Consider the following 13,228-nt stretch of genomic DNA (forward strand, 5'->3'; position numbering starts at 1 on the left):
CTGCGCCTGCTCCTGCCGGCGGGCCTTCCGAACCTCGTACACTATGTCGTTTCCGGAGTGCAAGGTTACGATTGTCGTTTCGCCCTCGACCGCCTTCACTCTCCGGCCGAGCGCGTCGTACTGGTAATTCGCCGCAGTCGCTCCGCTCACCTTCGCCGCGTTCATCAGGCGCTGGGCGCTGTACTCGTAGTTGATCGTCGCCGCCCCGTCGGTCTTGGAGATCAACTGCCCATATGGCCCCCAGGCGTAGGTTGCCGCTCCCCTGGTCCACAGGTAGTTGCCGGGCAAGTACTGGTATTGCACGGTCCCGGAATCGGACCAGATCTCGGCTTTTCTGTTGCCTGCCCCATCGTACTGGTAAGCGACAGTGGCTATCCCGGCGGGCTTCGGAACCTGGGCGAAAGTCAGCCTGCTGATCCAGTCGTATCCGTAGTTAAGCTCGAACGGCGAGCCCCCGTTAGCTCCGGATATGGAGGATATGTTCCCTTGAGACGCGTATGAGTAGGCGAGCTGCAGCATGTTCTCGAAAGGCTGCTGCTTTGCGACGGTTATGGATTTCAGCCTGCCCTGGGCGTCGGCCGCGTAGGCGCTGTTCACCCCGTTCACCGCCGTCGCGCCCGTGAGAAACCCGTTGGCGTCGTATGCGAATCCCTTCTGAGCGGGCTGCCCTTCAGGCCCGAAGTAGCCGGGGATCCTGACCAACCGGTTGCGGTTGTCGTACTCGAAGTCGAAGGTCGCGCCACTGGGGTAGGTCATCCGGATGCGGTTGCCGGCGTTGTCGTAGGCATAGCCAAGGGAGTACGACGCGCCGTCGATGGTCCAGGTCTCGCTTGTGAGCCACCCGCGCAGGTTGTACGCGGCGGCCGTCCTGTTCTGAAGCGTCCCGCTTTTGTAGAGCTCACCCCGTGTTATGCGGCCGTCGTGGTCATAGAAGAGCCTGGAACTCATCGGGGCGGCGGGATCGCTGTAGACCGCGGTCTTCATGCGGCCAAACTCATCGTAGACAAACGAGATCGCGTACGGCTTGCCCGGATCCTCGGCGATCTTGAGACCCCGGCTGTCGTACCTGTATTCGTGTTTGGGCTCGGGGCTTCCATCTCCGGGCAGAGTCATCGCGGTCGGCGCGTCAAGATGCAGCCCGTATTCGTACGACGTCTTGTCCCAAGCATTCCCTTGAGTATACACCCAGCTGGCCACTGGCCTATCCAGCGCGTCGTACTCGTAACACGACACGGCCCAATCGTTCGGCCCCGGCCCTGTCTGAGCCGCGCTCCAGATCAGCCTGCCTGATATGTCGTACCCCCGGTAGGCCGGATGCTCAGGCTCCGACGCCTTCCTAGTCGCGCTCTCCTTCTCCCACCTGACGGCGCTTGCGTACCCCGCTGCGTATCCAGTCCCCAATGGAAACGCGGGCAGGCATAACGAAGGTGGAAGAGGCCCGGCGCTGACGTTCCATGATTCGGAGAACGCTCGGTCATACTCGCTTACGTTCGCTTCCCTGGGGTAGTAGGTCCTTATCCTCCGCCCAAACGCGTCGTACTCGTATTTGGTCTCGTGGGCTATGCTGAAAGCGTCGTATTCGCGAGCTGTGCGTCCCAATGAGTCGTACCGGACGTGGGCAACCTGCCTCCATGAACCAGAGGTTTCCTCTTGCTCCGCAAGCACAAACCGCCCCAGGCCGTCATAGGTCTCCCTCGTCTTGTGACCAAGCTCATCGCTGATAGCAATGATGAAATTCTGATCGTCGTAGACGCGGCTGTACGTTGGCCGCACATAGCCGCCGGTTTGGCTCTGCGCGGGCCTTTCCGCAGTCAGAAGCCGACCGATCACATCGTACGTAAAGCAGCTGTGCGACGCACCGGCCGATGAGTCGCCCACGGTGTACTTGTTATACTCGATCACCCTTCCATACCCGTCGTACCTTGCCTCCGTCCTAACCACGCTCTGCGCCCCGTTCGCGTTGCGAACGGGCGTGTCAATGAAGGTCGGGAATAGACGCCAGGCATCGTCGTACCGATAGGTTGTTACGGACTCTTCTCCTGAGCTCCCGAAGCTCAGGATTGAACTGCGAATCGGAAGGGACTTGTAGGTCTGGTCGTACTGCAGCGCTTGTTTGGATATCTCAGCCGCGTTCTTGGGCGCCCATGCCGGCCCCGGACCTATCGCAGAAGCCGACACCGTCCAGATGGGCGAGTAAACCACTGCCACCTTGACGTCGTACCGCTTCGGCGTCGACGACAGGGTTATGTTCCATGTATCCGAGCTTGTTTGCGGCAAACCCCAGTGCGACTTGCCGCCGTAGTAGGTCCAGGCGCTAGTGCCCAGTTCTCTGTAGTATATTTGGTACTTCGCCACATCGAAAAGCAGCTTGACAGACCATCCGATTCTGAGAGTCACGCTTGTTGCGGCCCCCGCCGGCGACCATATCCAGAAGCTGCGCTCCGGTATTTCCGAACTTACAATGTCCGCTGTATATGTAGTCGCGCCGCCCGTGGAAGGCTGCGCCATGTATGTCCACTGTTCTTCGACCGCCTTTTTGTCCGAGTCGAGCTTGTTTTCGAGGACTCTCGCAGCCCTAGATCCGTCGGGAGCGGTCGTCTCCTCGGCGCGCATAGTCAGCAGGGCGTACTTATCGTCGTACCAGCTTTCGGTTTTTCTTCCTGCCGGGTCGATCGTCGTGACGAGGTTGCCGCGACCGTCCCACGTGTACTTGGTGGTCTCTTGACGAGAAGGCGAGATCCCCACCTTGATAGTCTTGACGTCCCGCATTGGCAGCTTCCCGTCGTCCCCCACGTAGCTGTACGCGGTCGTAACTACTTCAGTCTGATTGCGATCAGAACCGCTCTGGATCCCCGTGGCGCTATGCGAAGCGGGTCTGTGTTTCTTGTCGAACCGCCACGACTCCGACGCCGGCGCAACGCCTGCTTCAGCGCCGTGCCTTTTGGGCGTTCGGGTGCATCCATAGCTTGCGCTCGACGTATCCCATGGTTGGTATGTGAACTCGACTTCGCCGTTCTGTTCAATCGGGTGGGTCAACAACCCCGCCCCGTCCACAACGGTGGTGGGCACTTCGTCCCAGCGTCTCGTGACCCGGAAGTATCCCAGGTCTGATGGGTCGTTTCGGGATGGATCATCGTTCGTCAAGTCCCTATGAGCCTCTGCGTACTGGAACATCGTCGCCGCAGAGGAACATGTGTTGCCCTGATGGCATATGCTCGTTAGGCTGATGTAGTCGAATCCCATGGGGCTCCCGGTCATCCCGTCTACGTACGGAGTAAACGTGGTCCCCCGCACAGAATAGCCGTACGATGTCGGCCTTCCGGCAGGGGGCGTCGCCGTAACGAGCTTCTTTCTGCCGCTGTGGTTCGCGTCGGCAGTCTCCAGTGCATAAGTCCATGTCAATACCTGAGACGCATCGCCGGGGTTCACGGTTACGACGACCCGGTTGACCTCGTACGAAAAGAGAATCTGACGGCCCACGGTGTCGACTGCCCTAACGATTCGGGCAAGCCCGCCCGACGGAACCTCACATTGGAACTTGATCTCGTTGCCGAAACGATCTCTGGTGCACAGAAGCCTTCCATCGGAGCCGAACAGCCACTTGACTCCATCCTTGCGCCTGAGCCTGTACTCCGATTTGGCGCCGTCAAGGGAGCTGACATAGGATTTGTCAGCGCTGAACGTCATGTCCTGCACATCGTAATCGACCAGGTAGTAGCCTACATCGTCGTAATATCCCCCGCCTATCTTGTAGACTCCGCCGTCGTCCATGTGGAGGAATTTCTGTCCATCAGTGAACTCTATCGTAGGAAATGCAAAGCGCCATCCCACTCCGAGGCCGAAACGCCTGTCGAAGTAGGTGTTGGGGATCTTCTCTCCCCATACCTTCGTTACGTGGCAATCATCCTCTGTTTCGACGTACTTGGCGTGCACTCGAGGAAGATCGAAGCCTGCAAGCCCACTGTTGTATACCCGAGTCAGGCTGAAGTCGAGGCCTCCCCGCCCGGGAAGCGTGAAATCCGTGTGACGGACTGTCAGCGCACCAGACGAGGGGTCGACCGTCTCCACAAAGCCGTCGAAATACGCCTTGAAAGGAGATACTCTGCTCGTTCCGTAAAGTACGCTGGGATCGATTATGGACGATGTTGAGCCCGACGCTGTGGCGCCGACATCGCCGTACCGAGGGAAAGCAGAGGTTGCAACCGTTGCCGGCCTTGCCAACGTCCTGGCCTGCAGACTTGACGGAGGAACGAGGGGCAGGAGTTCTACCGGGAACTTGCGCAGCGTCCATGGTTCAGAGAGAGGTTGAAGATCGGCCGCAGACCGCTTTAGGACTGGTATGAGTTGCTCTAGATCAGTCATCTCCGCCGCCGGATCGTCATCAGATGCTATCTCAAGTACGAACATCGCGTTGATCAGAGTTTCCTCATCTCCGGCGATGCCAAACGCCCGGTCCAGGGCGTAGGAGGGCAACCCATACACGCTCGCTAGGGTCTGGCCGACCGCCGTCTGTGCCTGGCGCGACGAAGCTTTCGTGTTTCCCTCGGACACGAGCTTGTTCGCCTGATCCCTGTGGGCCAGAGCAGTCGCGATCCGGTCCCAGCTGCCCGCCTCCCTGTAGATGCTAGAGAGCCAGGCGGGGTCTATGTGGCTGCGAACCCCAAGCTTGTATGCCTCTATTGCCTCCAGAGGGGTTATGCCGCTTCCGTGGGCAAGTTCAGCAAAATCATCCGTTCCAATGGTTATGGGCGCGTGGGGGTACAGCGACTCAAGGTAGGAAGCTATGTCGGGCCATCCCATCCCTGACGTTCGGAGGGGTTGTACCTCCTTTTCGTCCAGCCCGTAATCGGTTTTCATGTACCTTATCCAGACGGCGTCCGAGGCGCCTAGGGGAGGGGCCGCTGCGCTGCAGCAGACTGCAAAGCCCCACAGAATGAGAGACGACGCTATGGCTAGGGAAACCATAAGCTTCGTGTTTCGCCTTCTTAGCATGCTAACCACTCCCTTTCTAATTCTGGCTCACTATTCTGGGGGTCAGGAGGATTACGATTTCGGTTAGCTTGCCCTGCCTGTTTTCCGAACCGAATAGCGGACCGATCAGGGGAATCGCTGACAGTATGGGGAGCTTCGAGCGCGTTCCGCTGGATTCGTCCCGTATTAGTCCCCCAATCACAAGCGTCTCTCCGTCCCGGAGCCTCACTGTGGTCTGCACCTCTCGTGTGCTCATCACAGGATAGCCCTCACGGGAAAACCCGGTCACCGCGCTTATTCGAGGGTTTAGGGAGACAACGATGCCTCCATCAGAATCAAGTCTGGGCGTAATCTCTAGCTGAACGCCTGAATCGATGTACTGCAGCTGCTGCCACACGCTTCCGCCGCTGTCTTGGGTGATCACAATCGTGTACCGGTCTCCGGTCACTATCCTTGCGGTTCTGTTCTCAAGCGTCGTGATGCTCGGCCTTGCGAGGACTTTCGCTTTGCCTGAACTCTCGAGCATTCTCACATGTGTTACAATTTGCAGGGAAGTCCTGAGCCATGGCCTCGCCTTGAACACGTCCCCTAAGTCCGGGGGCGTGGCGCCCGAAGGCAGGTCCGTCTCTTTGAACGAGAGAGTGAACACCGGCTGGCCTTGACCGCCCTGCCAGTCGATGCCCACGGAGCCTATGTCGTCGGAGGACACCTCTACGATCTCGACGTCGAACGAGAGCAAAGCAGGAACACGATCCAGGTCTCTGACAGCGTCTACAATCAGATCTGCATCCTCTGCAGGCGCGCTCACGGCGATTGCGTTCGAGGTCCTCACAGTCGTCAGCCTGGCCAGTGGGAACTGGCCCTGCAACGACATCGCAGTCTCGGCCGCATCCGCGTATGAAAGTCGGACCAACCTGAACGCCTGGTTCTGCGCTCGGCTCTGCGATGGGTTCCTCAAGTACCCGTCGAGCGTCGCCCTAACCGCGTTCACCTGACTCGAGGGGCCGCGGACCACTACCGCCTTCAGCTCGCGGAAGGGTTCCACCTCGATATCCCTCCCCATCGCTTCTATCAGCGGGATGATTGATTGAAACTCCCAGGCGGACACATCGAAGACCTGCATTGTAGTCTGTTCTGGAGCGGCGGCAGGCGCGGCGTAGTAGCCACGGGCGCTCATGACGATGTACAGGTCTCCTTCGACCGTTGCCTGGGCTGCGGCTGCCCTAGCTATCGTATCTAGCGCGCGTTCGAATGGGACGTCGGAAAGGCAAACAGTAACCTTGGCGCTGATAGCGTCGTCGATCACGATGTCCACGCCGGCTGACGACGCGAGCCTAGAGATCACCGATTTGGCGTCCTCACATACCGCGTTAATTGAAACGAGGGGTGAATGAGATTCCGAGGCCGGGCTGGATGCATAGATCAAAGGAGGGAAGGCGCAAACCGCACAGAAGAACGCCAGCAGCGCCGCAAGAACGGGCCGCGGACCGGGCACAGATGCTTGAGACTCAAGGCGGCCAGATTCGAAGTTGCCGCAAGATACCTCATAGTCGTTCGACCAAATTCGAGTTTGCATTGGCTGCGCTTGTTGAATCAGCAAATTGATATGGCAGAAGAGGTATGCCGGAGGGCGCGGCACGTTGCTCCCACTGTCGGGGCCCATTAGCGTGCTGATGATTGTGGTGGGCATCAGCTTCTTGATAGCTCTAGCACGCGGAAATGTCGAGTATAGGTGAGAGTGACGGAAGGACGGCAGATCGCATGTTGACTTTCCGCGGGGGGAGGCGTATCATGATCCATGACTGACTGGTCAGTCACAAGGTCGAGAAGGAGTAGACGTACATGGATTGGCTGGCACGGACCATTAGGAAGCACCCGATACTGACTATCGCGCTTACCGTGGCATTGACACTAGTCTTCATCTACGGAGCGACGCGGATTCGTGTCAGCTCTGGGCAACGCGAGTTCTTCCCGAAGTCGGATCCGACGGTTCAGGCCTTGGAGCGCGTCGACGAGGCATTCGGAGGATCGGATTACGTGATGATAGCGATGCCGTCGTCCCTTGTATTTACGGTGGATGGAGTTCGTGCTTTGGACGATCTCACAGTCGCTCTAGCGGAACTCGACGGAGTGAACTCGGTGCGGTCTATCACGAACATGGTCGAAATGCGTGAGACTGAGTTCGGAATTGAGGCAGTCCGCATACTTGAGGCGCCGCTCAATACTCAGGCAGAGGCGGATGCATTTCGCGCTCGACTGACCTCCAACAAGCAGATCTCGTCGGTCATGGCATCCGGCAATGGAGAGTACATCCTCACCCTGGTCCAGCTGGCCAGAGGGGTTGAAAGCGGACGCATAGCCAAGGCCGTGCTGCAGACGACTCGGGAGATGGCGCCAGGGCTGAAGGCGCGATACGCCGGAGCGCCTGTACTAACTGTTGCATCAGATGACTACCTCAAATCCGACATGACGCGGCTGTTTCCGATCTCAGGAATAGTCATCCTGCTGACCCTGATCGCGAGCTTCAGACGGGTCGACGGGGTGGTGCTTCCCCTGCTTACAGTGCTTGCAGGCACTGTATGGACCTTGGGCCTAATGGGGTTCGTGCATGTTCCGCTCACGCAGATCACAGCGGTTCTCCCGGTGGTGCTTCTGTCGACTGGAAGCGCATATGGGATACACATCATGGCAAGGTACTACGAGGAGAGCCGGAATGGCCTCACAAGGCCAGATGCTGTGGTGCGCACGGTGGAGACCGTCGGTGTTCCTGTTATACTCGCCGGCATTACTACAGTGGCCGGCTTCGGCGCAAACGCCTTCAGCAGCATAGTGCGGATTCGCGAGTTCGGCCTGCTTGCCGCGTTCGGAGTTGGGTGCGCGCTGGCCATAGCTCTGACGTTCGTTCCGGCGATGCTCATCACATTTGGGTCCACGACCGTATCCAAGGCCGCGTCCTCAGGGGCAGGCGCGGGCCGTTCTCGCCACAGTGATGCGCGGCCTTATGACCCCGTGCACTCACGAGCGTATCGGTGGTTCAGGGCAATCGCAGGCTTTGTGCTCGCCAGACGCGTGGTTGTGATCGTCGTAGCCGTGGTGCTGATTGCCTTCTCGCTCGCAGGCCTCACGCGGCTGAGCGTGGACACCAGTTTCGCCAGTTTCTTCGCAGAGGAGAGCGACACTCGCCGGGATTTCGATCTGATTCGTTCGGAGTTCGGCGGCGTCGACACTGTTCAGATAATGCTTGAGGGGGATATACTCGACCCAGCGACGCTTTCCGCAATGGATAGCGCCCAGAGGGACTTCGAGGCCACCGAGGGATACGGAACCGCTTTCTCCGTAGTGGACGTGGCGAAGCAGGTCTCGCGCGCGATGCACGACGATGATCCGGCTTGGGAGAGAGTGCCCGCTACCAGGGAAGAGGCTGCTCAGTACCTGCTTGTGGCGTCACTCTCCGGCGATGTGGGGCTGGATCAGATGATAAGCCTGGATAACACGCAGGCGAGAATACAGGTGATGGCGGATTCCGCAGTCAACTCGGCAAAACGGGGGAAAACCCTTGAGCAGGCACGTGAAATAGTGCGCAGGAGCTTCTCGTCCCTTCCCACTATCACCGCCGTGAGCGTGACTGGGCTTCCCTTCCTTGAACAGGGAATGGGCGAGCAGATAATGCGGAGTCAGATCGAAAGCCTGATCATAGCGGCTTTGGGCGTTGCCCTGATAGTCTACTTCAGCTTCGGGCGGTCGCTTGACTCCATCGTGTGCCTAGTCCCCATAGTCATCACTATCCTTTCGAACTTCGGGCTGATGGGGTGGGCTCACGTGCCGGTGAACGTGGTCACCGCTTTGGTCAGCTCCATTGCGGTGGGGATCGGCATCGACTACTCGGTTCACGTGTACTCAAGGTTCAGGCAGGGTATTGCGAATGGGCTGTCCGGGGAGGATGCGATACGCGATACGATATCCAACACAGGGCAGGCTGTTGTGCTGAACGCCGGAGCAGTGGCTCTAGGATTCGCAGTGCTCCTGTTCTCCAAGTTCCCGCCGCTTCGTCAGTTCGGCATGCTAATAGCCGCCACGATGGCGGTATCTGCAGGAGGGGCGCTCTCGATACTCCCCGTGATACTCCTCGCGGTGAGGCGCGATGGAAGGGCGCGTGCGGGCGCCGGACGCGACCGTAATGCATAGTTTGGAGGTTGATCCTGATGTTGAGAATCATCCATGGATGGCGGGTCCCGTTTGCTGCTGCACTTGTCGGCATCTGCCTGGCAGTGGGCGCCGCGGCAGCTCCCGCTGGTCCAACGGCCCAGCAGATCCTCGACTCGATGAAGGGCGGCGGGTCGTTCGCAGGCAACGGGCGGGCAGTGATCGACATGACGGTGGAAAAGGGCAATCAGAGGAAAAGCAACCGGGTGGAGATCTACAGGTTCGACGATGGACATGGGACATCAAAGCAGATGGTGGAGTTCCTCTCGCCGGCCGACGTGAAGGGCGCCAAGTTCCTGAGTATTGCGGAGCCTGGAGCTGAGGATCAGATGTGGCTCTACCTTCCGTCGCTTGGGCGGGAGCGGCGCATTGCCGGCAGTGCAGTGCAGGGCAAGTTCATGGGAACCGATTTCACCTTCGAGGAGATTTCCACGAACGAGAGTACGTGGAAGGCGTATTCAGCGGAGCGCATGCCGGACCAGGTTGTAGACGGGAAGGCCTGCTATGTGCTTAAGCTGGCCCCGAAGGCGAAAGATGCAGCTTACTCCGGGATAACCATGTGGGTGTGGCAGGAATCAGCTCTGCCGCTTCGGATCGAGTTCCAGGGCAAGTCCGCCAAGGCTCAGAAGGTGATGAGCTTCGCGGACCTGTCGAAGAATGCGGATGGAGAGTGGTGGCCCAAGACCATAATCCTCCAGGACACCGGTGCAGGCAGCACCACGACTGTGAAGATCCTCGAGACAGACGACAAACGGGCGCCGGACGATGTGTTCAGCCTCAGGCGCCTGCGAAAGGGGTAGGGAGATGGAGAGGCGAGCAACGAGCAGATCGGGGGCGGGATTCCCGATGGGCGCGGCGATCATACTTGCTGTGTGCCTGATAGTTGCTGTGGGAGCCGCAGCGCCTCGGGCATGTGCGGCGGACTCGACTGGACAGGCAGTGGTCGAGGCTAAACACGATCTGACTGGATCGGTGGAAGCGCAGTTCCACTACATGCCTGCGGATGGGAAGATCGATTCGAACGGGCTCAGGCTTCGACTGAGCCTGTCAGGGGAGTTCGGGCCAGTTGGCCTTGGGCTGGGCCTGGGCGATGGCGCCGGGGAGATGTCCATTGGGTATCGCTTGGGCGCCGGGGCCGATTTCTCGACGACGCCGGATTATAAGGCCAGTTTGAGCATTGGCGAAGCCTACGTCGACCTTCACCTCAGTTCGACGGACATCCGCGCCGGACGACAGGTTGTGAGCTGGGGAACTGCGGATGGGATCAACCCCACGAACGTAGTTAACCCGTCGGGGTTAACCGGTGTGGGAGATATGCTGACCGCGGCCGATTCCGGAGTCCCGGGCAGGCCGGTGCCTGCAGTGTCTGCGTCGTACTACTTCCCGAACGGCGCGGCTGTAACAGGAGTCATGGTGCTGGATTTCGTGCCCGCGGCGTTGCCTGCCGAATTCGGGCCGCTTGAGCCAGTCGGAGGCCCTGAGAACTTCATCGACCAGCTCGAGTACGCCGCCCGCGGTGAGATGATGGTGGGCGGATGGAATGTGTACGCCTCCTATTTCAGTGGGTGGCAGGATCGGCCTGCTGCCTGGCTGCAGTTCGTGGCGCCAGAGTATCCTCCTGTGCCCCATGCTGCCTATCGTAGAATGCGGCAGCTGGGCCTCGCGGCGGCTGGGACCGTCGGCGATGCGGCTGTGTGGTTCGAGGGAGCGGTCTATCTTCCTGCGAAACTCGCAGAGCTTGAGACCGCGGGGATCATCCCGCTTTCATCAAACAAGCCATGTTGGCAGCTGGTGACGGGGGCCGACTACACATTCGGGAATGGCCTGTTCACATCCTGCCAGCTCATATACGATAGCGCCGGAACGCTCATCAACCCGTACACAAAACCAGGCGAAGCGCCCAAGGGGGCCTTGTACGCACTGGGAGTTGCTCGGTATCCTCTGGGCGACCGAGGAAGGCTTGAGTGCATAGGTCTTGCCAACATAACCGGAAAGAGCGCGATGATTGCGCCCAGGTACGTCGTGAAACTCCTCGGTACGGTTGAAGCGTCGGTAGCTGCCATGACGATCGTTGGGGACGCGACAAGCGATATCGGCATGCTGAAATCGACCGTGCCAGGGTTGGCGTTTGGAGTGAAAGCGGGTTTCTGATCTGGATTGGCTATACAGTCCATGGCCGGCGCGGACGCGGACATACCCAGGCTGCGCTGGCCTTCCCATATGGTTGCGTCTTAAGTCCGGTGAAATGCATTTGCACACTGAGAACACGAACAGAGAGACGGGTTCGGAGTTGCCCACTTGGTGCTGGACATAGAGGGAATCCGGGACCGGGGTAGAAGAATCGTAGGTGCAGAGTATCTCACTCGCGCTATGGACGGGAGCATGGCCACATCACCCGGTCCTGGCTGGGAGGTTATCTCACAATGCAGACACCATCATCGGATTCCGCCCTGGAGAAGCGCCGGCAGATTCTCGATGCATCTGAGCATGTGTTCGCCGAAAACGGTTTCCATACGTCCACCATGGATCAGGTTGCAGATGCAGCGGGAGTAGCCAAGGGGACTATCTACCTGTATTTTGCGAGCAAGAAGGAGCTTCTGTCCGAGCTGGTGGAAGACAGGATAGCCAAGCTGACTGGCCTGACCGAGAGCGCGATCAGCGGGGTTCAGGATGTTCCCGGGAAGCTCAGAGCCATTGTCGGCGCCCATTTCCAGTTCTATGCTCAACAGCGCGAGTTCATGGGCCTTCTCACAGGCCAGCTGGGCCTCGTCTCACCGGAAGTGGGAACGCTCGTGATGAAGGCCACGGCCTCGCTTACTGCCATGATCCAGTCGGTGATCTCGGAAGGGATTGACTCTGGCGCCATCCATTCGATGTTCAACCCGACGAGGCTGACCTTCGCACTTCAAGGACTATCCCACGCCACTGCTTACGAGTGGATGGCGAGCGATAGCCACGTCCCGCCTGAGGAAGTAGCTGATGAGGCGTATCAGGTGTTCATCAGAGGAGTGCGGGCGTGATCGGAGGCTGAACTATCTATGGCTCTTCTCGAACGGGTACGACGTTCCCCGATCATAGCCGCGGTCAGGGACCTCAGGGACCTGCGACGTGCGTTGGCATCCACCGTTCCGGCCGTGTTCCTGCTGGTGGGAGACATTAACTCTCTTCCCCGGTGCGTCTTGGCCGCCAGGGAAGCGGGAAAGGAGATCCTGGTGCACCTCGATCTCATCGACGGCCTGGGTCGCGACAGGGCGGGGGTCGAGTTCCTCGCCAGGTCAGTCCGGCCAGACGGCGTGATAACCACCAGGAGCAATCTGATACAGGCGGCCAAACGAGAGGGGCTGTTCACCATTCAGCGTGTGTTCATGCTCGATTCGCTGTCGTACAGGACAGCTGCTGAAGCAGTGCGAAGCACTGGCCCTGACGCGGTGGAATGCCTTCCAGGCATCATCCCCAGGGTAATATCGGAGTTCGCCCGGGAAGTGTCCGTTCCGGTTGTGGCGGGGGGAATGGTGAAGACCGCCGAAGAAGTGCGCGCTGCCCTTGCGGCAGGTGCAGTGGCAGTGTCAGTTAGCGAGCAGCGTCTATGGGGCATGTTGAGGGCTACGGAGGAGTCTGAGCCATCAGCCTGATGGCCCAACTGGCAAGGTCGTATATCATCTTCCCGCAAGACGATCTCAGCCGGGAGTAGTCGTCGGTGGCCACATTCTCGGCCCCTGCAATGTTCCCAATGGACTTCATGCTCTCGGCGCTCATCGCGACGGGGACGTCGAACTTGACTGCGTCCAGCCCGAGCTCGATCGGAGCGCGGAAATCGTCATGGGTAATGTCGAGAGACCGCTTCATCAGCGCATGCAGGCGCCTGTCCGGGTGCTTGCACTCGTCTTGCAGGCCTGCTAATCGGCTGAAAAAACCTTCAACCCTGTGCCGTCAGGGTGCCGAATATGGGACACAGACGCATGTGGGACATCGGCGTAAGCTCGGACAAACGTGCCCTCTGGAATGCAAGCGAAGGTCTGTTCATCTGTTCGGGCGACCACAAAATCGTATATGG

8 protein-coding genes are annotated in these 13,228 nt (G+C 59.2%); 5 read left to right on the plus strand and 3 right to left on the minus strand.

Going from position 1 to position 13,228, the window contains the following annotated elements:
- Together VB144_15300 and VB144_15305 are read right to left on the minus strand one after the other, a co-directional pair.
- Positions 1-4,992, minus strand: a 4,992-nt coding sequence (locus tag VB144_15300; protein MEA4884992.1) for a hypothetical protein, incomplete at its 3' end; no start/stop codon positions are given.
- 16 nt (positions 4,993-5,008) lie between these two features.
- A complete protein-coding gene (locus VB144_15305) occupies positions 5,009-6,316 on the minus strand; it encodes a hypothetical protein (GenBank protein ID MEA4884993.1) in 1,308 nt (435 codons plus the stop codon).
- A gap of 497 nt (positions 6,317-6,813) precedes the next feature.
- Between VB144_15305 and VB144_15310 the strand changes: the two genes are divergently transcribed.
- The 5 genes from VB144_15310 (at position 6,814) to VB144_15330 (ending at position 12,806) form a co-directional block, all read left to right on the plus strand.
- Positions 6,814-9,156, plus strand: coding sequence for an MMPL family transporter (locus VB144_15310; protein ID MEA4884994.1), 2,343 nt, complete (start codon positions 6,814-6,816; stop codon positions 9,154-9,156).
- Between the two features lie 17 nt (positions 9,157-9,173).
- Positions 9,174-9,974: an outer membrane lipoprotein-sorting protein gene (locus VB144_15315; protein ID MEA4884995.1), complete on the plus strand. Its 801-nt coding sequence runs from the start codon at positions 9,174-9,176 to the stop codon at positions 9,972-9,974.
- A 4-nt stretch (positions 9,975-9,978) separates the two neighbouring features.
- Positions 9,979-11,325, plus strand: a complete 1,347-nt coding sequence (locus tag VB144_15320) for a DUF1302 family protein (GenBank protein ID MEA4884996.1) — start codon at positions 9,979-9,981, stop codon at positions 11,323-11,325.
- Between the two features lie 272 nt (positions 11,326-11,597).
- Complete coding sequence (locus tag VB144_15325; protein ID MEA4884997.1) at positions 11,598-12,194, plus strand: TetR/AcrR family transcriptional regulator; 597 nt, start codon at positions 11,598-11,600, stop codon at positions 12,192-12,194.
- Positions 12,195-12,212: 18 nt separating this feature from the next.
- Positions 12,213-12,806 (plus strand): glycerol-3-phosphate responsive antiterminator, encoded by a 594-nt coding sequence (locus VB144_15330; GenBank protein ID MEA4884998.1) that lies wholly within the window; start codon positions 12,213-12,215, stop codon positions 12,804-12,806.
- Here the strand turns inward: VB144_15330 and VB144_15335 are convergent.
- Positions 12,778-13,020, minus strand: coding sequence for a hypothetical protein (locus VB144_15335; protein ID MEA4884999.1), 243 nt, complete (start codon positions 13,018-13,020; stop codon positions 12,778-12,780). The genes VB144_15330 and VB144_15335 overlap by 29 nt on opposite strands.
- Positions 13,021-13,228: the final 208 nt, after the last annotated feature.

Source organism: Clostridia bacterium (assembly GCA_034926675.1).
In the GTDB taxonomy this organism is placed as follows: Bacteria; Bacillota; DTU025; order DTU025; family DTU025; genus JAYFQW01.